This is a genomic window from Microbacterium zouquanmingi (assembly GCF_052266675.1).
Taxonomy (GTDB): Bacteria; Actinomycetota; Actinomycetes; order Actinomycetales; family Microbacteriaceae; genus Microbacterium.
In genome coordinates this window covers 674,717-698,217 of sequence record NZ_JBQPRA010000001.1, presented here as the reverse complement: position 1 = coordinate 698,217, position 23,501 = coordinate 674,717, and the positions used below count along the sequence as shown (strand labels likewise).

The window sequence follows — 23,501 nt, the reverse complement described above, 5'->3', positions numbered from 1 at the left end:
CCAGGTCGCAATATCTGCCGTTCTGAGCGCCCCATAGCGGCGTTAAGTGCGACCTGAACGCCCTCTGCGGAAGATCTAGTCGCCGGGCGGCGCCAGCGCCGGGTCACCGGAGACGGATGCCGCCGGCTCCCCGAGCTTCACCACGATGACGCCGGCGAGCACCAGCACCGCGCCGAGACCCTGCAGAAGGTTCGGCAGCTGCCCGAGCAGCAGCCAGCCGAACAGCATGGCTGCGATCACTTCGGCGAGCGCGATGAATGACGCAAGACGTGAACCGAGCAGACGGGTCGACGCGATTCCGAGCACATAGGCGAGGGCGGTCGCGATGAGGCCGATCGCGAGGACCGGAACGAACCACGGCACGGTTCCGAAGCGGTAGACGACGTCGTCAGTGTTCCAGACCATCGGCAGAATGCCGATGAGGCCGGCGATCGTGAGACCGACAGCGCCGACGAGAAGGCCGGCTCCGGCGAGCGCGATGGGCGGCAGCCCGGTATCGCTCTTGGCCGACAGCACGAAGTACGCCGCAGCTCCCACCATCGCACCGAATGCCCACAGCACGCCCGAAATCGGGGCACTGCCGCCGGCGAGCACATCGAGCATGAGCACGAGTCCGACGAGCGCGACACCCGCCCCCACGATGCTGCGCCCAGTGGGCTTCTCCCCGCGGCGCACCCACAGCCAGAGCACCACGGCGATCGGTGCGGTGTACTCGATGAGCAGCGCGAGCCCGACGTCCATGACAGCGACGGCCTGGAAGTAGAAGAGCTGCGTCGCGGTAACGGCCAGCAGTCCGTACGCGGTGATGATCCACATGTTGCGACGCAGCAGCACCCACTTGCCGCGGAGTGCGATGAGCGTCGGCACAAGCAGCACGAGGGCCGCGACCCAGATCCGTACGGTGACGGCGGCACCAGGGGTCCAGCCCGCGTCGATCAGACCACGCGCCCATGCCCCCGACATGCCGAACGACAGCGCGGCGGCGATCGCGAGCGGCATTCCGAGCCGCAGGCCGGAGCGCGCTCTGGCGCCATCTGAGAGAGCATCCATCATCACTGACAGTAACGCTCATCCGCCGGGTCTGCGCCGGCGAGGGCGGGGCCGACGGTACAGTCTCTGTCTAAGGCATTCACTCGCCTCGGAGAGGACAACGATGGTCACCGGCGCAGCTCCTGATCAGAACCCCGGCAGCGAGAGACAGCCACGCACCGGCCCGACCCCGCCGATGGCGGACCTGACCAGCAGACCGGAGCCCTCTCCCGGTCCACTCACCAAGCCAGCGCCCGTCATCCGTCCTCCGCGCAGGCGCGCGAGATGGCTCGCGCCGCTCATCATCGTCGTCGTGCTCGCCGCTGCCGGTGGCGCGGTCGTGTTCTGGCAGCTTTCGCAGACCGGGCTCGGATGACCTCCTGGTCCAGCGCCGCGATCGCCATGCTCGAGGCCGATGCCAATCGCAGTGCAGACACGCATCTGCATGTCTTCCCGCTTCCCGCCGAGTGGGGCATCGATCTGTATCTGAAAGACGAATCGGTGCATCCGACCGGTTCGCTCAAGCATCGCCTCGCACGTTCGCTCGTTCTGTACGGACTGGTCAACGGGCGGATCAACGAGTACACGACGCTCGTTGAAGCCTCGAGCGGATCGACCGCCGTCTCAGAAGCGTATTTCGCGCGGATGCTGGGACTGGACTTCATCACGGTCGTGCCCCGCTCCACCAGCCCTGAGAAGATCGAGCTCATCGAGTTCTACGGCGGCCGCTGCCACTACGTCGACAGCGGACCGGAGATGTACAGCGAGGCCCAGCGGCTCGCGACCGAGTGCGGCGGACACTACCTCGACCAGTTCACCTACGCGGAGCGCGCGACGGACTGGCGCGGCAACAACAACATTGCCGAGAGCGTGTTCAGCCAGCTCGAGCGGGAGAAGCATCCGATTCCTGCGTGGATCGTCGTGGGAGCCGGGACCGGCGGCACCAGCGCCACCTTCGGGCGGTATGTGCGCTACCGGCAGCATCCGACCCGCGTCGCCGTCGTCGACCCGGAGGGGTCGGCGTTCTATGGCGGCTGGTCGACGGGATCATCCGACTATACGACCGGCGTCCCGAGCCGGATCGAGGGCATCGGCAGGCCACGCGTCGAGCCGTCGTTCGTGCCGAGCGTGATCGACGAGATGCTTCCGATCCCGGATGCCGCGTCGATCGCCGCCATCCGCCTGCTGAAGGAGCGCACGCTGCACTGGGCGGGCGGATCGACCGGCACGAATCTCGTCGGCGCGTTCCAGCTCATCGCGCGGATGCGCGCTTCCGGAGAGCAGGGCAGCGTTGTGACGCTCATCTGCGATGGGGGCGCCCGCTACGCGGGAACGTACTACTCCGATGAATGGGTCGCCGATCAGGGCATGGACCTCGAGCCGCACCGCGCGCAGCTGGACCGGTTCCTCGAGTCCGGCACCTGGTAGCCACGAAGGCGCCGGGCTACGCTTCAGGCATGACCACTCTGATCCTCACTGTCGCCGGATCCGATCGCCCTGGCCTTGTCGCGGCCGTCGCCGATGTCGTCGATGCACACGGCGGAAACTGGGAGAGCAGTCAGCTCGCCGAGCTCGCCGGAGTCTTCGCCGGAGTCATCCAGGTCGAGGTTGCCCCTGAGCACGAGGGCGAACTGCAGAGCGCGCTGCGCGGCCTGGACGGACTGCTGAGCGTCTCCATCCACACAGGGGCGGATGCTTCAGATGCTGCCGAGCGGCCGATCACGCTGCAGATCCTCGGAAACGACCGGCCTGGCATCGTGCGCGAGGTCTCAGCGGTGCTGCACGCTCATGAGCTCAGCATCCAGGACATGACGACCGAGACGCGGGATGCCGCGATGGCCGGCGGCCGCCTGTTCGAGGCGTCGGTGGCGGCGACAGTGCCCGCGTCTGCTGATCTTGCCGTGCTGCGCGCCGACCTGGAGCGGCTCACGGCCGAGCTCCAGGTCGACATCACGCTGGGTTGAGCCCGGAACTCCGCCGAGACCCCCGGTTGCTACCGAGACCCCGGGTTGCAGGCGTGAAAAACCCGGGGTCTCGACGAGGGCCCGGGGTCTCGGCGGAAGAGAGTCAGACCAGGCGGGACTTCGGCGACACGGAGTAGGTGTGCTCCGCATCGTGGTTGACGACATCTCCCAGAGCGGTGTCGATTGCCTGGAGAGTCTCCGGCGCGAGCGTCACGCCGGACGCCTTGACCGTGTCTGCCAGCTGCTCAGGACGGGATGCACCCACGAGAGCTGCCGCGACATTCGGGTTCTGCAGCACCCAGGCGATCGCGAGCTGCGGCATCGTGAGTCCAGCGTCCGCGGCGATCGGCTTCAGGCGCTGGACGGCGGTGAGAATATCGTCCTCGAGCAGTCGCTTGATGAAGTCCGCTCCGCTGTGTGGGTCGGTCGCGCGCGAGCCGGCCGGCACGGGCTGACCGGGGAGGTACTTGCCGCTGAGCACGCCCTGCGCCATCGGCGACCAGACGATCTGCGAGATGCCGAGTTCTTCGGATGCGGGAACGACCTTACCCTCGATCACGCGGTGCAACATCGAGTACTGCGGCTGGTTCGAGATGAGCTGCACGCCGAGCTGCGTGGCCAGGGCGTGTCCTTCGCGCAGCTGCTCTGCGGTCCACTCGCTCACGCCGATGTAGAGCGCCTTGCCCTGACGCACAACGTCGGCGAACGCCTGGAACGTCTCCTCCAGCGGGGTCTCGTAGTCGAAGCGGTGCGCCTGGTACAGGTCGACGTAGTCGGTACCGAGGCGCTGCAGCGAACCATTGATCGACTCGAAGATGTGCTTACGGCTGAGGCCGGTGTCGTTCGGGCCCATGGGTCCGGTCGGGAAGTAGACCTTTGTGAAGATCTCCAGGCCCTCACGGCGCTGGCCGGTCAGAGCCTTGCCGAGGATGACCTCCGCGGCCGTGTTGGCATAGGTGTCGGCGGTGTCGAAGGTCGTGATTCCGGCGTCGAGGGCGGCGTGCACCGTCTTCACCGCCGCGTCATCTTCAACCTGCGAAGCGTGAGTGACCCAGTTGCCGTAGGTGATCTCTGAGACCTTGAGGCCGCTGTTTCCGAGATAGCGATAGTTGACCATGACTACACGCTACGGCCATCCGGATCAGGCACTGACCGATTTGCGAAGATCGGCGCGGGTCGCGGGTGCGGATGGCGCAGGTTCGGATGCCGCGGGATCCGCGGCCGTGACGATCGATGCCCTCTCGCGGAATCCCTCAGCGGTCACCCGGTCGAGATCGACCTGCTTGCGGATCGCATGGGCCTTCTCGTACAGCGAAGGGGCACCGTAGCTCGTGAGCACCTTCACCAGCACCGGCAGCAGCTCGATCATGAAGAACAGCGCGGCGATCAGCCAGTGCGCCCAGAGGATCGTCGGCTCCTTCTCGGAGAGCCGGTTCAGCCCACTGATCTGGCTGAGCAATCCGACCGCACCGGCATTGCCCTGCGCCACCGAATCGGCTCGCGCGTTGTAAGCGGCGAGCGCCTGGTCATAGCTGTCGCGCGCTGCGGGCAGCTTCGACGTCGCCTCCTCACGGTTGCGCGTCTCGGAGCTCGCCGTGCTCTCCTTCGCGGTGGTTCCCGCGCTCTCGAGGTCGGCGTTGGCGTCGCGCAGCTGAGCGGCGAGCGCGTCGTAGGTCTGCTGCGCCTGTCCGAGCTGTGCCTCTGCGGCATCCGAACTCGCACCCTCGCCGTTCACTCCCGTGCAGCCGGGGACTGTTCCGGCACCCTCACCGGTCAACTCGCACTGGTACAGCGCACGCGCCTGATCGATGACGGCCTGCTGCTCCGTCATCTTGGCGGTGAGGTCATCGACGGTCGCCTGTGCCGCCGACTCGCTCGCAGAGGATGAATCGGTGCCTGCGACGATTCCCGTCGCCGCCTGGTTCTCCAGTGCCGACACCCGGTCGGTCGCCTCATCGAGAGCGATCCTCTCCGGTCCGCTCTCGAGTGCTTCCTGATCGGACTGGGCCTGGACGATGTTGGTCGCCGCGACCTCACGACTGATGTCGTTGTGGAAGACCTGCAGCACGAGCGGCTCGGCGACGACGAAGCCGATGATCATCGCCATGATCACTCGCGGCAGCGCGAGGCCGAGCAGCTTCAGGATGCTCCGCGTCGACGTCATGGTCGAGGTGAGGAAGCGGTCAAGATTGAAGATGACCAGCGCCCACACGATCGCGAGCGGCACTGCCAGCCAGATGGCAGCCTGCACTCCGGTCGTGAGCGCGAAGAGCATCGAGATCGCCGAGACCAGCGCGGTGCCGGCGAGGACGAAGAACATCTGCACGAACCGGGGCGTCTCGCCGGGGACGCGGTCGAGGATCTCGCCGTCGGCTCCGCCGAGGATCGCGAGGGTGCGCAGGCGAGAGCCGGGGGTGCGTTCCCGACGCGTGCGCTTCTCCTCAACAGGCGCAGATGCTTCCACCGGCGCAGCGACAGGCACCTCAGCATCCTCGGTCAAGGACGTGCCCACGAATGGATCGGTGACCTCCGGGGTCCCGGTCGGCTCGTAATCGCGCAGGAAGTCGAGATCGTCGTCATCGCCCGCGGAGTCGCTGTCGATGACGATCCGTCCCTGCGAGTCGAATCGCCCTGGTCGGTGAGCAGAATAAGGCATTCGAACAACTTACGAAAGAGCGCCTGTGGAAAGGTTGGAAGATCCCTGCGAACTGCTCACAGGAACGTCCGCTCAGGCGAAGGCTTCGGCTGCCGCTTCGTCTTCGGTGGTGGCCACGAGCTGACCGCAGGCGCCGTCGATCTCCTTGCCACGGGTATCGCGCAGGGTCGTCGGGATACCGGCATCGTTCAAGCGACGCACGAACTCGTTGGTGACCTCGCGAGTGGATGCCGTCCACACCGATTCCGGCGTCGGGTTCAGCGGGATCGGGTTCACGTGCACCCAGCCGCGACCGCGCTGGTTGAGCTTCTCCGCCAGCAGGTCGGCGCGCCAGGCGTGGTCGTTCATGTCCTTGATGAGCGCGTACTCGATCGAGACGCGGCGGCCGGTCTTCTCGTAGTAGTTGTAGGCGGCATCGAGTGCCTCGTCGACCTTCCAGCGCGAGTTCACCGGAATGAGCTCGTCGCGCAGGGTGTCATCCGGCGCGTGTAGTGACAGGGCGAAGGTGACCGGGATGTTCTCTTCGGCGAGCTTGCGGATCGCAGGCACCAGACCAACGGTCGAGACGGTGATCCCGCGGGCGCTCATGCCGAGGCCATCGGGCTGCTGTGCGACCATGATGCGCACGGCATCCATCACGCGCTTGTAGTTGGCGAGCGGCTCGCCCATGCCCATGAAGACGATGTTGCTCACGCGCTCCATCGAGTGGTCGTCGGCCTTCTTGCCGCCGAGACCCCCCTCGGCGATGAGCCGGTTGGCACGCACGATCTGCTCGATGATCTCAGCCGTCGACATGTTGCGGGTGAGCCCCGCCTGGCCGGTCGCGCAGAATGGGCAGTTCATGCCGCATCCAGCCTGGCTCGACACGCACAGCGTGATGCGCCCCGGGTAGCGCATGAGCACCGACTCGACCAGCGCGCCGTCGTGCAGGCGCCACAGGAACTTGATCGTGTCGCCCTTGTCGGTCTCGAGCCTGCGCACCTCGGTGAGCAGCGGCGGGAGCATCCCGGCGACGAGCTCGTCGCGCTGAGCTGCGGGGAGGTCGGTCATCTCGGCGGGGTCGGACGTGTAGTGCGTGAAATAGTGGGTGGCCAGTTGCTTCGCGCGGAAACCGGGCAGGCCGAGCTCCTTGACCTTCTCGATGCGCTCGGCCGGCGTCATGTCGGCGAGGTGCACGGGAGGCTTGCCGCGCTTCGGGCTCGCGAACTGCAGCAGCGGGCGCCCTTCGGCATCCTTCTTCTGCGTCCAGCCCTCGGTGCGCGGGCGCGTCTGGCGCACACCCGTGTTCGCAGGGCGCGCAGGAGAAGTCTCGGTCATGCTTCCAGGGTACGGGTCTACGGGTGAGAAGAGGCTGGGTCGCCCCCTGCCGCTGGCGCCGTCGACCCGCACACCACCAGCGCATCGCCCTCACCACCACGGCCGAGCGTCCCCCTCTTGTCCCGCTGACCTCTCACGACGAATGGAGCCGGCGGCAACGGCATGATTGATCCATGATCGATCTTGCGCCGTGGGCGTGGCTGCTGCTCGGCCTCGCGGCGCTGTTCGTCGGGCTCGCCAAGACCGCGATCCCCGGCGGTGGCATCCTGCCTGTCGCGATCTTCGCCGCTGTTCTGCCCGCGCGCACCTCGACAGCGGCGCTTCTACTGCTGCTGATCGTCGGCGATGCCTTCGCGCTAATCGCCTATCGACGCCACGCGCACTGGCCGACGCTCCTGCGACTCGCGCCCGCGGTGGTGGCGGGGCTTCTCATCGGCTTCGCGTTCCTCGCGCTCGGCGATGATCAGGTCGTGCGCCGCGCGATCGGCGTCATCCTGCTGGCCATGATCGCGGTGACGCTGTGGCGCAGATCGAGGCGGGGAAGAGCGGATGCCGCGTCCGCAGAACACGGAATCATCGCGGCATCCACCTATGGCTCTCTCGCCGGGTTCACGACCATGGTCGCCAATGCGGCGGGGCCGGTCATGTCGATGTATTTCCTCGCCAAGCGCACGCCGGTGCAGGTGTTCCTCGGGACGTCCGCGTGGTTCTTCGCGATCGTCAACGTCGCCAAGGTGCCGTTCCTCGCCGGAATCGGACTCTTCGACACCCAGACCCTGCTGATGGATGCCGTGTTCGTTCCGCTCGTCATCGTCGGCGCCTTCGCAGGGCTCTGGCTCGCGCGACGCATGAAGCAGCAGGTGTTCGACCGCATCGTGATCGTGCTGACGATCATCGGTGCGATCTACCTGCTGTTCTGACCAGACTCTTCACGAGCCTGGGCCTAATCGAGGAAGATGTCGGGGAACAGGCGGTCATCCGGGGTGCCGGGGACTGCCGCGTACTTCGAAAAGTCCGTGACGCCGTCGGCCTCGAGGACTTCCTCGACGATGAGCGTCTGTCCGGTGTAGCCGCTCGCCTGCTTCGTGAGCACGGCGTATGCAGCATCCGCGTAGATATCCGGCGTGCGGCTGGCTGCCATGACCTGGTCTCCGCCGAGGAGGTTCTGCACCGCAGCCGTTGCGATCGTCGTGCGCGGCCACAGGGTGTTCGCGGCGATGCCGTCGGCGGCGAACTCGGCGGCGAGGCCGAGAGTGGCCATGGTCATGCCGAACTTCGCAAGCGAGTATCCGGTGTGCGCGCCGAGCCACTTCGGGGTGGGGTTCAGCGGCGGCGAGAGCGAGAGGATGTGCGGGTTCGCCGCCTCGCGCAGCTGCGGGATCGCCGCCCGCGAGAGCATGAACGTACCGCGGACGTTGACGTCCTGCATGAGGTCGTACTTCTTGGCGCTGAGGTCGAGCGAGCGCGACAGGTCGATGACACTGGCGTTGTTGATGACGATGTCGATGCCGCCGAACTCGCCCTGCGTCTTCATGACGGCACCGGTGATGTCGTCATCGTCGCGCACGTCGCCGACGATGGGCAGCGCCTGGCCACCGGCTGCACGGATCTGCTCCGCGGCCGTGTGGATCGTACCCTCGAGCTTCGGGTGCGGGGTGTCAGTCTTCGCGAGCATCGCGATGTTCGCGCCGTCCGCTGCGGCCCGCAGCGCGATCGCGAGGCCGATGCCGCGGCTGCCGCCCGACATCAGGATGGTCTTTCCGGCGAGGTTGGTCATTCGTGCTCCTTGCGTTGTGGTGTGCGTTCGGGTCGCGATTTGTGCCGCTTTTGCACGCTCAGAGCGGCACAGATTGCGACCTGAACGACGGGTCGGTGCGCGCCGTTACTTCGGCGCCATGCGGATGGCGCCGTCGAGGCGGATCGTCTCGCCGTTCAGGTAGCCGTTCTCGACGATGCTCTGAACCAGCGCGGCGTACTCGGTGGGCCTGCCGAGACGCGCGGGGTACGGCACCTGCTGACCGAGAGAGGCCTGCGCAGCCTCCGGGAGGCCGGTGAGCATCGGGGTCTCCATGATTCCTGGAGCGATCGTGCACACCCGGATGCCGTAACGCGCAAGCTCTCGCGCGATCGGCAGGGTCATGGCGTGCACGCCGCCCTTCGACGCGGAGTACGCGGGTTGCCCGATCTGTCCGTCGAACGCCGCAACGGATGCCGTGTTGATGATCACACCGCGGTCGCCACTTTCAGTCTGCGCATTCTTCGCGATGATGGCGGATGCCTGGGAGATGACGTTGAACGTGCCGACGAGGTTGATGCGGACGATGCGTTCGAAGTCCGCGAGCACTGCCGGGTTGCCGTCGCGGTCGAGGACCTTGGCGGGCGGGGCGATGCCAGCGCAGTTGACGACGATGCGCAGCGGCACTCTCTCGTTCGCGGCGGCGACAGCGGCCGCAGCATCCTCGGGGCTGGTGACGTCGCCCTGGGCGAACGTGCCACCGAGTTCAGCGGCCATCGCAGCGCCCGCAGACGACGGAAGGTCGAGCAGAGTGATGTGTGCGCCAGCCGCGGCGAGTGCACGGGCAGTGGCCAGGCCGAGGCCAGAGGCGCCACCGGTGATCAGAGCGCCGGATCCTTGGATCTGCATAAGTTCTCCTTCGAACGGTTCTGCAACTCAGTCTCAGCATACGCGGGCTTCAGTTCCACCACTGGTGCAGATGGATCACGAGGTGTTGGCTGGAGCTATGGAACTGCGTCGCAAGCGAGCCTACGACACCGCTGAACCCGACGATGGTTTCCGCGTTCTAGTCGACCGACTGTGGCCCCGAGGCGTCTCGAAGGATCGCGCCCAGATCGATCTGTGGGCGAAGGGCGTCGCGCCGAGCCCCGAGTTGCGCAAGGCCTGGCACGCAGCATCCGGCGACGAATGGGACGTCTGCGTCAGTCGCTATCGAGCCGAACTCGCTGGCGAATCCGTCGCGGCACTCGAAGAGCTCGCGGCAGAGGCGAAGGAGCATCCGGTCGTCACGCTCATCTACGCCTTGCATGACGAGGAGCACACGCACGCGATCGTGCTCGAAGAGGCCCTCCGCGAGTTGCTGTGACCTCGCCCCCCACTGCACAACTCTGAACGGAGCATCACATGGCCCACCCGATGATGTTCAGAGACGATGACCCGCTACTCGCGCGGGTTCGCACCATCGCTCTCGCGCTGCCCGAGGCCGCGGAGAAGATCAGCCACGGACGCCCGACGTTCTTCACGCAGAAGGTGTTCTGCCACTTCGGCGGCTCGATGCGGCGGGACGGCGAGTGGATCGCCCACGACGCGGCGATGACGGTGCGCCCTGACCCTGCGGATGAACCCGCCCTGCGTCAAGACCCCCGGTTCTGGGTCCCCGCTTATCTCGGCCCCTCCGGTTGGCTCGGCATCGACCTCGACGGTGATACCGACTGGCAGGAGATCGCCGAGCTCATCGATGCCTCCTACCGCGTGACGGCACCGCGCCGGCTCGTGCAGGAACTGGACGGGGGCTGATCGGGTTGTTATTCCGGTCCGAGGATGAAGTTCCACGAGCCGGTCATCACGGCAGAGGTCACCGCGACCGCCGAGATCAGCGCGCCGACGAGCAGGAGAGCCCACTCCCTGCTGCCGAACTTCGATTCGCGCGCCCACGTGCGCGAGACCGGCGCTCCGAAGCCACGGGCTTCCATCGCGGTCGCGAGCTTCGCACCTCGGCGGATCGACAGAACGAGCAGCGCGAACACCATTCCCGCGAAACGGCGCACGCGCCCGCGATCGGCGACCCCGCGCGCGCGTCGTGCGAGCTCGAGCGCGCGCCAGTCATCGATGAACAGCCCCACCATGCGCAGTCCCGCGAGCGCGCCGAGAACGAACCGGGCCGGCAGCTTCACGATCTGCGCGAGTCCGTCGGCAAGATCGGTGGGATCGACCGTGATGAACAGAACGACTGAAGGAAGCGCGATCGCGAGCACGCGGAACATCGTCGCCAGCGCCAGCGTCAGAGACCCCTCGCTCACTCTCACGACGAACCACTCGAAGTAGATCGCACCGCTCGCTTCTCCGTACAGCGCGATCGTGACGCCGGTCAGCGGTGCCGCGATCCACACCGGCCAGGTGCGACGCCAGAACTCCCGCCAGCCGACGCCGGCGAACAGGAAGAGCACGCACTCCAACCCCAGAGCCACCGCCGCCGAGACGACGTCCAGCGTCAGGATCAGCGGGATCGCGATCAGCGCGCTGACGCCGAGTTTCGCGACAGGGTTGATCTTGGCAACCACTCCGTTGCGCGCAGGGCTATCCAGAAGGGTCATCGGCCGATCTCGAATCGTTCGGCATGCAGCGCCTCGACGACGCCGGGGTCATGGGTCACGGTCACGATTGCCGTGCCATCGTCACGCAACGCCGCCAGCATGGCCATGAGCTCGGCCCATGTGCGAGCGTCCTGCCCGAAGGTCGGCTCGTCGAGAACGAGCATCCGAGGTTTCGTGGCCAGCGCCGCCGCGACGGTCAGTCGCCGCTTCTCGCCACCCGACAGCGTGTATGGATTCGCGCGCGCGAGACGATCGAGGCGCAGACGGAAAAGGAGCTCTTCGATGCGCCCTTCTATCTCCGCCTCACCCAGGCCGAGCGCGCGCGGACCGACGGCGAGCTCGTCACGCACGGTCTTCGAGAGCAGCTGATGCTCCGGCTCCTGGAACACCATCCCGATCCTGGTCAGCAGTCGGCGGGACGACCAGGCGATCGGCGTCGGCCCTGCGCCATCCGCCAGAGCGGGCTCGGCGACGACACTCCCCGCGGCCGGGGGCAGGAGACCGGCCAGCGTGAGCGCCAACGTCGACTTTCCCGCTCCGTTCGGCCCGGTGACGGCCAGGGCCGCTCCGGCGCGCACCTGCAATGAGATGCCGGCTGTCACCGGCCGATCCTTCACGCGGGCCACGGCCAGATCATCTGTGGTCATCAAGGTCTCGCCGACGGCGCGAGGCGCAGATGGCAGGGCAGGCGGATGCCCGGGAACCCAGACCCCCGCGGCGGCCAGCTCCGCACCGCGGCTGCCCAGCACGGCATCCGGTGTCCCATCGGCAACCACTCCTCCGTCTCCGACGACGATCACTCGCGTGATCAGCGGCAGCCAAACATCGAGTCGATGCTCGACGACGATAAGCGTCGCCGGTCGGGCCTCCAGCATCCGCCGGACAGCATCGCGGACCTCCACGACGCCCTCCGGGTCAAGGTTGGCTGTCGGCTCATCCAGCAGCACGAGCCCCGGCCGCATCGCGAGGATGCCGGCGAGCGCCAGCCGCTGCTTCTGTCCTCCCGACAGCGCCTTGGTCGACCGATCCAGTGGCACGTCGAGCCCGACTGCGTCGAGCGCGGCTCGCGCCCGCGACCAGATCTGTTCGCGTGGGATGCCGAGGTTCTCGCAGCCGAACGCAACGTCATCACCGACGCGAGCGAGGATGACCTGCGAGTCCGGATCCTGCAGCACTAGCCCTGACCGCCCGCGGGTGGCGGCGGCGGGCTCCGAGTCGACGAGCAGCCCTCCCGCGCTCTCGCCCTCCTCATCTCCGCCGAGCACCCCCGCGAGACCGTGCAGCAGGGTCGACTTGCCGGCCCCGGATGCTCCCAGGACGAGCACGCGCTCTCCGGGCTCGATCCGGAACGTGACGTCGCGGAGCGCCCACGCAACGCGGCTGGCATGCCGCCAGCCCCAGCCGCGCGCCTCGACCGCCGCGGGACCGTTCTTGTCTGTCATGTCAGACGCGCGCCCGTACCTCTCGCCCGGATCCGAAACGATCCAGGGCCCCCGTCGCCGCGATACCGCGCGCCAGCGCCCAGCCGAGAGCTCCGGCCAGCACCGCGCCGGAGACGACCGTGCTGATCAGGTAGATGGCGGTGAAGGTGATGTCGGCCCCAGCAAACCACAGAATCAGGTTGTTGATGCCGCCGAGGAGGGCGGAGCCCGCACCGGCGAGCATTGCGACAGGCAACTTCCAGACGCGGTACGCGAACAGCAGGAAGATCAGTTCGGCGCCGAGGCCCTGCACGAGTCCCGCCTCGATCGTGAGGAACCCGCCCCATTGCGCTCCGGCGAGCGCCGAGACGACGGCGGCGATGGTCTCGACGTAGATCGCCACCCCCGCCTTGCGGATGATCAAACCGCCCAGCACACCGGCGATCAGCCAGGGCCCGTCAAGGAGCCCCTGCATCCCCGGCAACAGCGGCTCGAGCAGGGCCTTCGGCCCGAGGTAGCCGACGTTCCAGGCAAGGAACAGAAAACCGCAGGCGACTCCGAGAACGCTGGCGACGACGATATCGACGATGCGCCAACGCCAGATCTCAGGACGTCGCAGGCCGGTGCGCGTGATTGCGGGCGTGCGTGTAGACGTGTTCATATTGCTCCTCCCTGCGCTGGCATGACCCAGATCAGGTTCGACGGTCGAAGCGCTTTTCGCTCCCTCTCAGCCCGGCATGCCCGGACTCCCGTGGTTGTGCAGACGATCCTACCCGCACCAGGACCGCTGTGTCCGCTCTCGCTCTGGACGCTCTATTGGGTAGCGTGATCAGGTGACCTCTGAAGACCAGGCCCCGTTGACCGGCGGGACGACTCGACGCGCACTGCGCGCGCACGGCGGTGTGACAGATTCGTCGCGCACGCCGACCTTGCCGTTCAGTGACGCCGCGGATGCTGCTCAGACAGGCGTCCTCGACCTTTCGGACGCGCCGGAGACAGACCAGGATGCTGACGAGATCGTGTTCGAAGACGACCTCGACGTGGACGAGTCGCTCAGGGAATGGGCTGACGAGGAGCGCCCTGCCACGGCCCTCGCCTGGCTGGAAACCGCCGATGTGGAGGAGTCCACACTCCCTGCGGATCTCAATGCCATAACGATGGCCGACCCTGGCCCCGACATCTTCGCCGACGCGAAACTGCGCCCCGCGCTGCTGAGCGGACGGTGGCTGGCCCCGCTGGGAACGCTCTCGGCGCTGGCCATCGCCTACAGCGCGACGACGCTGCTCTGGCCGCTGCACGCAGTGCCTCCCACAGTGGAGGCGGTCGAGTTCACGACCGTTTCCGCGCCGGCCGTCGAGATCGCGTGGCCGGTCGCTGGCAGCGCCGGCGTGAGCATCGCCGGCGTCTCCGCAAGCTCATCGACCGCGGATGCCGCATCGATCGCGAGCATCACGAAGGTCGTCAGCACTCTGATGGTGCTTGACCGCATGCCGTTGCAGGTCGGCGAGCAGGGGCCGGAGTTCTCCTTCACCTACCGTGACAGCGTCGACTACTGGGATTACCGCCGCGCGAATCAGTCGGCTCTCGATGTTCCGGTCGACGGAGTGCTCACCGAGTATCAGCTGCTGCAGGGAACGCTGCTGGGCTCCGCCAACAACTACATCGACCGCCTCGCCCGTGACATCTGGGGCTCAGACGCTCAGTTCGCCGAAGCGGCGGCAGTCTGGCTGGCAGAGCGCGGGCTCTCTGACATCACGATCGTCACCCCGTCCGGATTCGATGAGGGCAATGTCGCCACGCCGGCGGCGCTCCTTCGCCTCGGCGAGCGCGCTATGCAGAACCCCGTCTTCGCGGAGATCGTCGGATCGCCCGGGGCCGAGATCCCCGGTGCCGGTTACGTCACGAACACCAACGGAATGCTGGCCGACCCGGGAGTGGTCGGCATCAAGACCGGAACATTGGTCGGTTGGTGTCTTCTGACTGCCAAGGACGTCACCATCGGCGACACCACGGTGCACCTGTACGCCTCGGTCCTGAACCAGACTGACAACGATGAGCGTCTTGCGGTCACCCGCTCCCTGTTCTCCCAGGTCGAGACCGCGCTCGCCGACATCACACCGGCCGTATCGGCCGGGACCGTGGTGGGCGAGGTGAGCACGCTCTGGGGCACGAAGATCGACGTCGTCACTGATGAGGATGCCGCGGTCGTACTGTGGAACGGCGCAACCGCCGACGCCGCTGTCGTGCTCGACCTGGGCGATGAGCGCGCCGAGGGCGACACAGTGGGCACACTCACCGTCGACGGCCCGATCAACACAGCGACCGGAAGTGTCTCGCTGGCCGACGACATCGGTGCCCCCAGCCCGTGGTGGCGACTGACTCACCCGATGGATCTTCTCGGCATCAACGAGAAGTAAGCCCTGCACAGGAACGGGCGGGCGGCCAACGCCACCCGCCCGTTCCTGTGTCAGCCGTGAGTTCGTCAGCCTTCGACCGGCGCGTCGTCGGCAGCCTCGGGTGCACCGGAGGCGACCACCGGAACCGCGTCGGTCATCGCTTCTTCTGCGTCGATGTCGGTCGCCGCCTGCTCGAACTGGGACTGGTACAGCCGCCAGTACGCCCCCTGTGCGGCGATGAGCTCATCGTGCGTGCCCTTCTCGACGATGTCACCGTGCTCCATCACGAGGATGAGGTCTGCGTCACGGATCGTCGAGAGCCGATGCGCGATCACGAACGAGGTGCGTCCCTGTCGGAGCGCCGCCATGGCGTGCTGCAGCAGCAGCTCGGTACGCGTGTCGACCGCGCTCGTCGCCTCATCGAGGATCAGGATCGACGGTTTCGACACGAACGCCCTGGCGATCGTGATGAGCTGGCGTTCACCGGCCGACACGTTCGAGGCGTCTTCGTCGAGGACGGTCTCGTAGCCTTCTGGCAGCGAGCGCACGAATCTGTCGACGTAGGTTGCGGTCGCCGCGTCGATGACCTCTTCATCGGTGGCGGTGGCTCGGCCGTAGCGGATGTTCTCGAGGATGGAGCCTGCGAACAGCCACGGGTCCTGCAGCACCATTCCCGTGCGGGAACGCAATTCTGCCCGGGTGACTTCGGCGATGTCCTGACCGTCGATGAGGATGCGGCCAGAGCTCAGCTCGTAGAAGCGCATGACCAGGTTGACCAGGGTGGTCTTGCCCGCACCCGTCGGACCGACGATCGCGACCGTCTGCCCCGGCTGCACCTTGAACGACAGGTCCTTGATCAGCGGATGATCCGGTGTGTACGCGAACGACACATCCTGGAACTCGATGACACCGCGACCGGCGGCATCAGCGTCTGGCAGCGGAGGCGCGTCCTCTGCGTCGGCGTCCTGCTCGTCGGCATCGAGGAAGTCGAACACCCGCTCAGCCGAGGCGGTTCCAGACTGCACGACCGCCGCCATGCCGCCGAGCTCAGACAGCGGCTGCGTGAACTGCTGCGAGTACTGGATGAATGCCTGCACGTCGCCGAGACGCAGTTGGCCGCCGGCGACCATGAGCCCGCCGAGCACAGCGATCCCGACGAAGGTCAGGCTGCCGATGAACGTCATGGCGGGCATGATGACGCCCGACAGGAACTGGGCCTTGAAGCTCGCCTGGTACAGCTCCTCGTTCTCGTCTTTGAAGCTCTCGAGGGCCTCCTGCTCACGACCGAAGACCTTCACCAGCGCGTGACCGGAGAAGGATTCCTCGACACGTGCATTGAGGCGCCCGACCTTGCGCCACTGCGTTCCGAACGCCTTCTGCGAGCGCGGACCGATCACGCCGAAGATGATGCCCATCAGCGGCAGTGCGACCAGAGCCACCAGAGCGAGCTGCCAGGAGATGGAGAACATCATGACCAGCACGCCGATCACGGTCAGCACAGAGGTCAGCGCGCCGGAGAGCGACTGCTGCATCGCCTGCGTGATGTTGTCGATGTCGTTCGTGACGCGCGAGATGAGCTCGCCGCGCTGCACCTTGTCGAAGTACGACAGCGGCAGGCGGTTGATCTTCGCCTCGACGGATTCACGCAGCCGCCACATGGTGCGCACCATGATGACGTTGATGACGTAACCCTGCAGCCAACTGAGGAGCGCAGCACCCACGTAGATCACCAGCACCGAGATGATGACCCAGCGCAGCCGATCGAAGTCGATGCCCGCACCGACCTGGAAGTGGTCGAAGGCAGCGACCATATTGGCGAAGTCGTCTTGACCCTGCGAGCGCAGCATCTCGACGACCTGCTCCTGCGAGGTTCCGGCAGGAACGCCGTTGTCACCGAGCTGCTTCGAGATGAAGCCCTCGTAGATGAGGTTGGTGGCCTCGCCGAGCACCTTCGGCGCAGCGACGGTCAGCACGACTCCGATCGCGCCGAAGAACGACACCAGCACGAACCAGAGCGCCGAAGGCTTGAGCAGACCGATCATTCGAGCGAAGCTCTTGCCGAAGTTGTCGGCCTTGCCGGCGGCAGGGCCATCCCAGCCGCCGCCCTCGAGGCGTGCCGCCTCTGCGAGCTCGGCTTCGTACTGCTCATCGACCGTCAGCGTTGCGGTGGGCCCGACCTCGGCCCCACCGACAGACTCGGGGATCGACGACGATGGTTCAGGCATCGAGGAGCTCATGCGTCCACCCCCAGCTGCGATTCGACGATCTCTCGGTAGGTCTCATTGCTCGCGAGAAGTTCGTCATGTGTTCCGACGCCGACCATCTCTCCTCCTTCGAGGACCACGATGCGATCAGCATCGGTGATTGTGGACACGCGCTGAGCGACGACGATCTTCGTCACGTCAGGCAGCTCTCGCCAGAGTGCCTGCCGCAGTCGCGCGTCTGTCGTCAGGTCGAGTGCCGAGAACGAGTCATCGAAGATGAGGATCTCGGGCTGATGCACCAGGGCTCGCGCAATTGCGAGTCGCTGACGCTGACCGCCGGAGACGTTCGTTCCGCCCTGCGCGATGCGGGTTTCGAGTCCCTCTGGCATAGCCTCGACGAAGTCTCTGCCCTGCGCGATCTCGAGGGCGTGCCAGAGCTCTTCGTCTGTGGCGTCCGACCGACCGTATCGGAGGTTCGACGCGATCGTGCCGGTGAACAGGAACGGACGCTGCGGCACGAGCCCGATGGTCTTCCACAGTGCATCCATGTCGGCTTCGCGCACGTCGACGCCGCCGACGCGTGCTGCGCCACCTGTCACGTCGAACAGGCGCGGAATGAGCGAGATCAGCGTCGTCTTTCCGGCTCCCGTCGATCCGACGATCGCCACCGTCTCGCCGCGCTCGGCTCCGAACGAGATGTTCCGCAGCACGGGCGACTCCGCACCCGGGTAGGTGAACTCGACGTTCTCGAACATCACGGTGCCGGGAAGCGGGAAGTCCGTCGCGCCGTCGACCGGCCGCTCCAGGCTCGATTCGGCATCGAGGACCTCGCCGACGCGCTCTGCGGAGACCGCGGCACGCGGAATCATCATCGCCATGAAGCTCGACATGATGACGCCCATCATGATCTGACCGATGTACTGCATGAACGCGAACAGCGTGCCGACCTCGACATTGCCGTTCTGCACTTCGAGACCGCCGAACCAGATCACGCCGACCACGGTGACGTTGAGGATCAGCATGAACAGCGGGAACAGCAGCACGAACAGCGAACCGATCTTGCGGCCGAGAATCATGAGGTCGGTGTTGGTCTCACGAAATCGTTCTTCTTCGACGCGCTCGCGCACGAACGCACGGACGACGCGCACGCCGGTGAGCTGCTCTCGCATGACGCGGTTGATTGCATCGAGCTTGCCCTGGTTGCGGCGGAACAGCGGCACCATCTGGCCGATGATGATCGCCGCGGCGATGAGCAGAATCGGAACAGAGATGGCGATCAGCCAGCTGAGGCCGACGTCCTGCTGCACGGCCATGATGATGCCGCCGATGGCGAGCAGCGGAGCGGTGACGAACATCGTCGCGCCCATCATCGCCAGCATCTGCACCTGCTGCACATCGTTGGTGTTGCGGGTGATCAGCGAGCCTGCGCCGAACTGCGAGACCTCGCGCTCGGAGAAGGCGCTGACCCGTGCGAATACGTCATTGCGGATATCGCGACCGATGCTCATCGCCGCCTTCGCGGCGAAATACGTCGCGATGATCGCGCAGACAATCTGGCCGAGCGAGACGACCAGCATCCAGGCGCCGGTGCGCCAGATGTAGCCGGTGTCGGCCGTCGCGACGCCCTGGTTGATGATGTCGGCGTTCAGCCGAGGAAGGTAGAGCGTAGCCAGCGCACTGGCGAACTGGAAGACGAGCACGCCCACCAGCAACGGCCAGTATCTGGACAGATAGCGGAAGAGAAGCTTGCCAAGCATGAGGAGTCCTTTTGGGGAGCGGGCCGAAGTGGGCCACCAGATAGCGTGCCACGCCCCACCGACATTGCACATCCCCCGAATGGACTAATCCGCTCACGGCGAACGATCCGCAGATGAGATCAGATTTTTCACCCCGGTGCAGAAATCACCCTCGGTCGAAGAGCGGCCGCTCTGGAACGAACGCACGGGCTCCCGCACCAGCATCCGGTTTCAGCTCGGCGATGGTCGCCGGCTGCCAACGAGGCGAGCGATCCTTATCGACGAGTTGCGCGCGAATGCCCTCTGCGAGATCGGGGTGGTGACCGGCGAACCACATCACGCGGCGATACTCCCCGATCAGCGCATCGCGCAGGTTTCCTTCGCGCGCCTCGCGCACCGCATCCAGCGTGACGGCGAGGCCGGTCGGGGCGAGCTCTGATAGCAGCACGGCAGTGGCGGATGCTGAGACCTCTGATCGAGTGGCGAGGCGCTGTGCGATCTCGCCCACGGTGTCGGCGGAGAAGACCTCGTCGATCCACGCGCGCTCGTTCGCAAGAGCGGCGGGCTCCGGAGTCTCATCGAACAGCAGCACCAGCTCCGAGGGGCTCGATGGGTCGGCGCGCTTGCCCAGCGCCTCGCGAAGTTCGTCGATGCGCTGCGAAGGTACATAGTGATCCGCAAACCCTGCGTACACAGCATCCGATGCCGACATCGTGCTGCCGGTGAGACCGAGGTACTCCCCCAGGCGCCCTGGCGCGCGGCCGAGAAGGTAGGTGCCCCCGACGTCGGGAGTGAAGCCGATCCTGGTCTCCGGCATCGCCAGCCGGCTGCGTTCGGTGACGATGCGGATGTGGGCGTGGCCGGCCAGCCCGATGCCCCCGCCCATCGTGATGCCGTCGGCGATCGCGACGACCGTCTTCGGGTATTCAGCGATCATCAGGTTGAGGGCGTACTCGGCGCGGAAGAACTCCGCGGCACGCTCAGGATGACCTGCAGTGATCTGGTCGTACAGCGCGCGCACATCACCGCCCGCGCAGAGCCCTCGCTCGCCCTCTCCATCGATGAGGACGATGTCGATGTCGGTGTCGTCACGCCAGGCGTCCAGCGCGGCGGTGATCTGACCGATCATGTCGATGTCGAGGGCATTGATCGCCTTCGGTCGGTTGAGGCTGAGACGCCCGAGCGAGCCCTCAGTGCGAACCAGAACCGTTGCGGCGATGTCGAAGTCAGTCACGGAAGCCACGTTACATGGGCCTGTTCTGGCCTTTATCCGCACGCCCGATGCGGGATTCTGCGCATTTTCCGGCAGGATAGAGGCGGACCTATGCAGGAAAGGCAGCAGATGCCAGACGGACAGCTGATCGAATTCGACCACGCGACCAAGCGCTTCGGCGCTGTCGCGGCAGTGTCGGATCTATCGGCGCGCGTCCGCCCGGGAGTGGTGACCGGCTTCCTCGGGCCCAACGGCGCGGGAAAGACGACCACGCTTCGCATGCTGCTCGGGCTCGAGCGCCCCACCAGCGGAACCGCCACGATCGGCGGAACCCGCTACGCGGAACTGCGCAGCCCCGCACGTGTCATCGGCGCCATGCTCGAGGACCCTGGCTTCCGCCAGCGCCGCACGGTCGAGCGCCACCTCATCCAGGCGGCAAAGGCGAATGACATCCCACTCTCCCGCGTGGGTGAACTCATCGCTTTCGTCGGCCTCGGCGACGACGTCGACACGCGCATTGCTGCGCTGTCGCTCGGCATGCGCCAGCGCCTCAGCGCCGCAACCGCTCTGATCGGCGACCCGGGCGTGCTCGTCCTCGACGAGCCGGCGAACGGGCTCGACCCCGAAGGCATCCGCTGGATGCGCACACTCATCCGCGGCCTCGCCGACGAAGGGCGCACTGTTCTGGTCTCGTCGCACGTGCTGAGCGAGGTCGAGCAGATCGCCGATGAGATCCTCGTGATCTCGCGCGGCGAACTGAAGTTCGCAGGCACCATGGAAGACCTCGCCGACCCGCGCACCGGGCCGGTCGTGGTGGATGCCGCAGACCGCGAAGCCCTCTCCAAGACCCTGCAGGACGCCGGATACGACTTCGAAATCCTGCGCTCGGGCCTCACCGTGCGCGGCAGCGATGCTGCGACCATCGGCAGCATCACGACCCGCGCCGGAGTTGCGCTGACGACACTGCAGCAGCGCGGCCCGACGCTCGAAGACGTCTTCCTCGACCTCGTGCACGACCGCTACGTTCCGCCGACACCCGCGCCAGTGGTGGAAGAGACCGCACTCTTCGACCTGCCTGATGTGGATGCGCCAGAGCTGGTCGCGCCAGAGCCGGCCGCGGCACAGCCGGTCGCAGAGACCGCAGCGGATGCCGAAGACGAAGACTCGCACGACGAATTCGCGCTCAACCTTGACGACCGCCCCCTTCCCGGGCTGGCCGACTTGGCGGCCGTCGCGAGCATGTTCGCGAACCCGATGACCGAGCCGAACAGCGCTGCAGCAGCCATCGAGGCCGAAGCGGTCGAAGAGGCCGAAGAAGCCGGCGAGCAGGCCGGAACCGCTGATCACTCGGCGCCGGAACAGCGCTGAACGTAGCTCAGGCCGGTCGCGGACGGATGACCGGCCGTTTGCGCCCCTTCTGCACGGAGACCGGGATCGTTCCGGTGATCTCTGTGACGTCGACCGGCTCCTCAGAGACGTCGAGGCGCAGCGCCTGAGTCAGCGCGAGCCCGTGACGCGTGGTGAAGATCAGCCGCTGGAACTGCTCGTCTCCCTCTAGGTCGATGACGACGCCAGGACGGTGACGACGGATGAGGACGAAGTCCGTCGTTGCGGCGGCCTTCCAGGTTCCTGCCGCGAGGATCCCGGGGACCTGCGTTCCACGACCGGGAACTCCGCGCAGCCAGGTCCACGCATCGTCCGTCAGCTGCACCTTGATGATCGTCTCGCGCGCAACCCGCAGGTTCTCACGGTGAAACGTCACCGCGCGCTCGAACGGAGACAGTACGACCTCAAGCTGCGTCTGATCCAGGAGCAGGGTGACCATTCGTCCAGTCTGCCAGCGTCGACCTGCAAACTGTCTGCGACTTCCTCACAGGACGACAACAATCACCCTGTGCCGCGCGAATTCAGGCAGGCTGAGCGGATGCTGCGGCACGCGCCGCAGCAGGAAGCGCCGCCTCGATGCTGCCGATCGCGTCATCGTCGTGCGCCGCGGTGAGGAACCAGGCCTCGAACACGCTCGGCGGCAGCGCCACGCCCTGCTCGCGCATGGAGTGGAAGAACGGCGCGTAGCGGAACGACTCCTGCGCCTGAGCCTCGGCGTACGTGCGCGGAGCGGTGGCCGCGAACGCAACGCCGAACAGGTTTCCTGCGCGCGGGATCGAGTGCACGACACCGGCGTCGGTGAGCGCCGCGTCAAGAGCGGATGCCACGCGCGCCGCAGCCTCATCCACGCGGGCGTAGACGGCGGGCGTGGCCAGCCGCAGCGTCACGAGGCCCGCAGCGACCGAGAGCGGGTTCCCCGACAGAGTGCCGGCCTGGTAGACAGGGCCGGTCGGAGCGAGCTGGTCCATGACCTCGGCGCGACCGCCGAGCGCCGCCAGCGGCATACCGCCACCGATGACCTTGCCGAAGGTGATGATGTCGGGGAGGTATTCCTCACCCGCAGCCGCCTGCAGCGCCCAGTAGCCTGCCTGGTGCACGCGGAATCCTGTCAGCACCTCGTCGAGAATCATCAGTGCCCCATGCGCGTGGGCAGTGTCGGCGATGAAGCGGTTGAAACCAGCATCCGGAGCGACGACGCCCATGTTCGCGGCGGCTGCCTCGACGATGACGGCGGCGATGCGGTCGCCGTGCTCGGCGAACACTGCCTGAAGAGCTTCTCGGTCGTTGTAGCCGATCACCAGCGTCTGCGCCGCGATCGGCGCGGGCACTCCAGCTGACCCTGGCAGGGCAAGTGTTGCGACGCCCGATCCCGCCTCGGCGAGCAGCCCGTCGGAGTGCCCGTGGTAGTGCCCGGCGAACTTCACAAGCAGGTCGCGTCCGGTCACACCGCGGGCAAGACGGATCGCGGTCATCGTCGCCTCGGTGCCGGTGGACACCAGACGCACGCGTTCGATGGGTGCGAGGTCGCCGAAGCGCACGCGCTCGGTGATCTCGTGCGCGAGCGCGACCTCACCCTCGGTGGGTGCGCCGAACGAGAGACCGCGCGTCGCGGCATCCTGAACCGCCTGAACGACCTCGGGGTGCGCGTGACCCAGCAGAGCGGGGCCCCACGACGCGACCAGGTCGACGTATTCGTCGCCCGCGGCATCCGTGACGTACGCGCCACGAGCGGATGCGAGGAAGCGCGGCGTCCCGCCGACGGAGCCATATGCCCGCACGGGCGAGTTCACCCCTCCTGGGGTGACGGCTCGCGCGGCGGCGAACAGCTCATCGTTGCGGTCGGTCATGAT

General features: G+C 66.6%; 22 protein-coding genes and 1 riboswitch. Of the genes, 8 read left to right on the top strand and 14 right to left on the bottom strand.

Going from position 1 to position 23,501, the window contains the following annotated elements; genetic code table 11:
* Positions 1-75 precede the first annotated feature (75 nt).
* Positions 76-1,053 (bottom strand): EamA family transporter, encoded by a 978-nt coding sequence (locus tag ACTU6V_RS03465; RefSeq protein WP_443474932.1) that lies wholly within the window; start codon positions 1,051-1,053, stop codon positions 76-78.
* A 100-nt stretch (positions 1,054-1,153) separates the two neighbouring features.
* Between ACTU6V_RS03465 and ACTU6V_RS03460 the strand changes: the two genes are divergently transcribed.
* The 3 genes from ACTU6V_RS03460 to ACTU6V_RS03450 are packed head-to-tail and all read left to right on the top strand — an operon-like array spanning position 1,154 to position 2,993.
* Positions 1,154-1,405 (top strand): hypothetical protein, encoded by a 252-nt coding sequence (locus ACTU6V_RS03460; RefSeq protein WP_443468576.1) that lies wholly within the window; start codon positions 1,154-1,156, stop codon positions 1,403-1,405.
* Positions 1,402-2,457 (top strand): L-cysteine desulfhydrase Cds1, encoded by a 1,056-nt coding sequence (gene cds1 / locus ACTU6V_RS03455; protein ID WP_443468575.1) that lies wholly within the window; start codon positions 1,402-1,404, stop codon positions 2,455-2,457. The genes ACTU6V_RS03460 and cds1 overlap by 4 nt, the downstream gene beginning before the upstream one ends.
* A gap of 29 nt (positions 2,458-2,486) precedes the next feature.
* Positions 2,487-2,993 (top strand): glycine cleavage system transcriptional repressor, encoded by a 507-nt coding sequence (locus tag ACTU6V_RS03450; RefSeq protein WP_443468574.1) that lies wholly within the window; start codon positions 2,487-2,489, stop codon positions 2,991-2,993.
* Positions 2,994-3,096: 103 nt separating this feature from the next.
* Here the strand turns inward: ACTU6V_RS03450 and ACTU6V_RS03445 are convergent, their stop codons facing one another.
* The 3 genes from ACTU6V_RS03445 to rlmN form a co-directional block, all read right to left on the bottom strand.
* Positions 3,097-4,110, bottom strand: coding sequence for an aldo/keto reductase family protein (locus ACTU6V_RS03445; protein ID WP_443468573.1), 1,014 nt, complete (start codon positions 4,108-4,110; stop codon positions 3,097-3,099).
* A 24-nt stretch (positions 4,111-4,134) separates the two neighbouring features.
* Positions 4,135-5,649, bottom strand: coding sequence for a DUF4407 domain-containing protein (locus ACTU6V_RS03440; RefSeq protein ID WP_443468572.1), 1,515 nt, complete (start codon positions 5,647-5,649; stop codon positions 4,135-4,137).
* 72 nt (positions 5,650-5,721) lie between these two features.
* The gene (rlmN, locus tag ACTU6V_RS03435) at positions 5,722-6,966 is read right to left on the bottom strand and encodes a dual-specificity RNA methyltransferase RlmN (protein ID WP_443468571.1); all 1,245 of its coding nucleotides are present in this window, start codon (positions 6,964-6,966) and stop codon (positions 5,722-5,724) included.
* A gap of 173 nt (positions 6,967-7,139) precedes the next feature.
* Here rlmN and ACTU6V_RS03430 point away from each other — a divergent pair, with 173 nt between their 5' ends.
* Positions 7,140-7,886, top strand: coding sequence for a sulfite exporter TauE/SafE family protein (locus tag ACTU6V_RS03430; RefSeq protein WP_443468570.1), 747 nt, complete (start codon positions 7,140-7,142; stop codon positions 7,884-7,886).
* Positions 7,887-7,909: 23 nt separating this feature from the next.
* On the opposite strand, the gene ACTU6V_RS03425 is transcribed toward ACTU6V_RS03430, so the two are convergent.
* Together ACTU6V_RS03425 and ACTU6V_RS03420 are read right to left on the bottom strand one after the other, a co-directional pair.
* The gene (locus tag ACTU6V_RS03425) at positions 7,910-8,743 is read right to left on the bottom strand and encodes an SDR family oxidoreductase (protein ID WP_443474931.1); all 834 of its coding nucleotides are present in this window, start codon (positions 8,741-8,743) and stop codon (positions 7,910-7,912) included.
* Between the two features lie 105 nt (positions 8,744-8,848).
* Entirely contained in the window at positions 8,849-9,610 is a 762-nt protein-coding gene (locus ACTU6V_RS03420) for an SDR family NAD(P)-dependent oxidoreductase (protein ID WP_443474930.1), read from the bottom strand.
* Positions 9,611-9,707: 97 nt separating this feature from the next.
* Between ACTU6V_RS03420 and ACTU6V_RS03415 the strand changes: the two genes are divergently transcribed.
* Together ACTU6V_RS03415 and ACTU6V_RS03410 are read left to right on the top strand one after the other, a co-directional pair.
* Positions 9,708-10,067, top strand: a complete 360-nt coding sequence (locus tag ACTU6V_RS03415) for a DUF488 domain-containing protein (RefSeq protein ID WP_443468567.1) — start codon at positions 9,708-9,710, stop codon at positions 10,065-10,067.
* A gap of 50 nt (positions 10,068-10,117) precedes the next feature.
* Entirely contained in the window at positions 10,118-10,498 is a 381-nt protein-coding gene (locus tag ACTU6V_RS03410) for an MmcQ/YjbR family DNA-binding protein (protein WP_443474929.1), read from the top strand.
* An 8-nt stretch (positions 10,499-10,506) separates the two neighbouring features.
* Here the strand turns inward: ACTU6V_RS03410 and ACTU6V_RS03405 are convergent, their stop codons facing one another.
* The 3 genes from ACTU6V_RS03405 to ACTU6V_RS03395 all read right to left on the bottom strand — a co-directional run bounded on the left by ACTU6V_RS03405 (position 10,507) and on the right by ACTU6V_RS03395 (position 13,377).
* Complete coding sequence (locus ACTU6V_RS03405; RefSeq protein ID WP_443468565.1) at positions 10,507-11,295, bottom strand: energy-coupling factor transporter transmembrane component T family protein; 789 nt, start codon at positions 11,293-11,295, stop codon at positions 10,507-10,509.
* Positions 11,292-12,737, bottom strand: coding sequence for an ABC transporter ATP-binding protein (locus ACTU6V_RS03400; protein ID WP_443468564.1), 1,446 nt, complete (start codon positions 12,735-12,737; stop codon positions 11,292-11,294). The genes ACTU6V_RS03405 and ACTU6V_RS03400 overlap by 4 nt, the downstream gene beginning before the upstream one ends.
* 1 nt (position 12,738) lies before the next feature.
* The gene (locus ACTU6V_RS03395) at positions 12,739-13,377 is read right to left on the bottom strand and encodes an ECF transporter S component (RefSeq protein ID WP_443474928.1); all 639 of its coding nucleotides are present in this window, start codon (positions 13,375-13,377) and stop codon (positions 12,739-12,741) included.
* Positions 13,369-13,479, bottom strand: a riboswitch (TPP riboswitch). Its footprint overlaps the gene before it by 9 nt.
* Before the next feature lie 70 nt (positions 13,480-13,549).
* Here ACTU6V_RS03395 and ACTU6V_RS03390 point away from each other — a divergent pair.
* Positions 13,550-15,133, top strand: coding sequence for a D-alanyl-D-alanine carboxypeptidase family protein (locus tag ACTU6V_RS03390; RefSeq protein ID WP_443474927.1), 1,584 nt, complete (start codon positions 13,550-13,552; stop codon positions 15,131-15,133).
* Between the two features lie 65 nt (positions 15,134-15,198).
* Here ACTU6V_RS03390 and ACTU6V_RS03385 read toward each other — a convergent pair whose 3' ends face one another.
* The 3 genes from ACTU6V_RS03385 to ACTU6V_RS03375 form a co-directional block, all read right to left on the bottom strand.
* Entirely contained in the window at positions 15,199-17,337 is a 2,139-nt protein-coding gene (locus ACTU6V_RS03385) for an ABC transporter ATP-binding protein (RefSeq protein ID WP_443468561.1), read from the bottom strand.
* Positions 17,338-17,345: 8 nt separating this feature from the next.
* A complete protein-coding gene (locus tag ACTU6V_RS03380; RefSeq protein ID WP_443468560.1) occupies positions 17,346-19,073 on the bottom strand; it encodes an ABC transporter ATP-binding protein in 1,728 nt (575 codons plus the stop codon).
* 145 nt (positions 19,074-19,218) lie between these two features.
* A complete protein-coding gene (locus ACTU6V_RS03375; RefSeq protein WP_443474926.1) occupies positions 19,219-20,286 on the bottom strand; it encodes an enoyl-CoA hydratase/isomerase family protein in 1,068 nt (355 codons plus the stop codon).
* A gap of 108 nt (positions 20,287-20,394) precedes the next feature.
* Here ACTU6V_RS03375 and ACTU6V_RS03370 point away from each other — a divergent pair, with 108 nt between their 5' ends.
* Positions 20,395-21,633: an ABC transporter ATP-binding protein gene (locus tag ACTU6V_RS03370; protein ID WP_443474925.1), complete on the top strand. Its 1,239-nt coding sequence runs from the start codon at positions 20,395-20,397 to the stop codon at positions 21,631-21,633.
* Between the two features lie 7 nt (positions 21,634-21,640).
* Here the strand turns inward: ACTU6V_RS03370 and ACTU6V_RS03365 are convergent, their stop codons facing one another.
* Together ACTU6V_RS03365 and ACTU6V_RS03360 are read right to left on the bottom strand one after the other, a co-directional pair.
* A complete protein-coding gene (locus ACTU6V_RS03365) occupies positions 21,641-22,090 on the bottom strand; it encodes a hypothetical protein (protein ID WP_443474924.1) in 450 nt (149 codons plus the stop codon).
* An 82-nt stretch (positions 22,091-22,172) separates the two neighbouring features.
* Positions 22,173-23,498, bottom strand: a complete 1,326-nt coding sequence (locus ACTU6V_RS03360; RefSeq protein ID WP_443474923.1) for a glutamate-1-semialdehyde 2,1-aminomutase — start codon at positions 23,496-23,498, stop codon at positions 22,173-22,175.
* Positions 23,499-23,501: the final 3 nt, after the last annotated feature.

Excerpts from the sequence above, each read along its gene's own strand:
- ACTU6V_RS03465 (WP_443474932.1), bottom strand. The coding sequence starts at position 1,053 with ATGATGGATGCTCTCTCAGATGGCGCCAGAGCGCGCTCCGGCCTGCGG.
- ACTU6V_RS03460 (WP_443468576.1), top strand. The coding sequence starts at position 1,154 with ATGGTCACCGGCGCAGCTCCTGATCAGAACCCCGGCAGCGAGAGACAG.
- cds1 (WP_443468575.1), top strand. The coding sequence starts at position 1,402 with ATGACCTCCTGGTCCAGCGCCGCGATCGCCATGCTCGAGGCCGATGCC.
- ACTU6V_RS03450 (WP_443468574.1), top strand. The coding sequence starts at position 2,487 with ATGACCACTCTGATCCTCACTGTCGCCGGATCCGATCGCCCTGGCCTT.
- ACTU6V_RS03445 (WP_443468573.1), bottom strand. The coding sequence starts at position 4,110 with ATGGTCAACTATCGCTATCTCGGAAACAGCGGCCTCAAGGTCTCAGAG.
- ACTU6V_RS03440 (WP_443468572.1), bottom strand. The coding sequence starts at position 5,649 with ATGCCTTATTCTGCTCACCGACCAGGGCGATTCGACTCGCAGGGACGG.
- rlmN (WP_443468571.1), bottom strand. The coding sequence starts at position 6,966 with ATGACCGAGACTTCTCCTGCGCGCCCTGCGAACACGGGTGTGCGCCAG.
- ACTU6V_RS03430 (WP_443468570.1), top strand. The coding sequence starts at position 7,140 with ATGATCGATCTTGCGCCGTGGGCGTGGCTGCTGCTCGGCCTCGCGGCG.
- ACTU6V_RS03425 (WP_443474931.1), bottom strand. The coding sequence starts at position 8,743 with ATGACCAACCTCGCCGGAAAGACCATCCTGATGTCGGGCGGCAGCCGC.
- ACTU6V_RS03420 (WP_443474930.1), bottom strand. The coding sequence starts at position 9,610 with ATGCAGATCCAAGGATCCGGCGCTCTGATCACCGGTGGCGCCTCTGGC.
- ACTU6V_RS03415 (WP_443468567.1), top strand. The coding sequence starts at position 9,708 with ATGGAACTGCGTCGCAAGCGAGCCTACGACACCGCTGAACCCGACGAT.
- ACTU6V_RS03410 (WP_443474929.1), top strand. The coding sequence starts at position 10,118 with ATGATGTTCAGAGACGATGACCCGCTACTCGCGCGGGTTCGCACCATC.
- ACTU6V_RS03405 (WP_443468565.1), bottom strand. The coding sequence starts at position 11,295 with ATGACCCTTCTGGATAGCCCTGCGCGCAACGGAGTGGTTGCCAAGATC.
- ACTU6V_RS03400 (WP_443468564.1), bottom strand. The coding sequence starts at position 12,737 with ATGACAGACAAGAACGGTCCCGCGGCGGTCGAGGCGCGCGGCTGGGGC.
- ACTU6V_RS03395 (WP_443474928.1), bottom strand. The coding sequence starts at position 13,377 with ATGAACACGTCTACACGCACGCCCGCAATCACGCGCACCGGCCTGCGA.
- ACTU6V_RS03385 (WP_443468561.1), bottom strand. The coding sequence starts at position 17,337 with ATGCCTGAACCATCGTCGTCGATCCCCGAGTCTGTCGGTGGGGCCGAG.
- ACTU6V_RS03380 (WP_443468560.1), bottom strand. The coding sequence starts at position 19,073 with ATGCTTGGCAAGCTTCTCTTCCGCTATCTGTCCAGATACTGGCCGTTG.
- ACTU6V_RS03370 (WP_443474925.1), top strand. The coding sequence starts at position 20,395 with ATGCCAGACGGACAGCTGATCGAATTCGACCACGCGACCAAGCGCTTC.
- ACTU6V_RS03365 (WP_443474924.1), bottom strand. The coding sequence starts at position 22,090 with ATGGTCACCCTGCTCCTGGATCAGACGCAGCTTGAGGTCGTACTGTCT.
- ACTU6V_RS03360 (WP_443474923.1), bottom strand. The coding sequence starts at position 23,498 with ATGACCGACCGCAACGATGAGCTGTTCGCCGCCGCGCGAGCCGTCACC.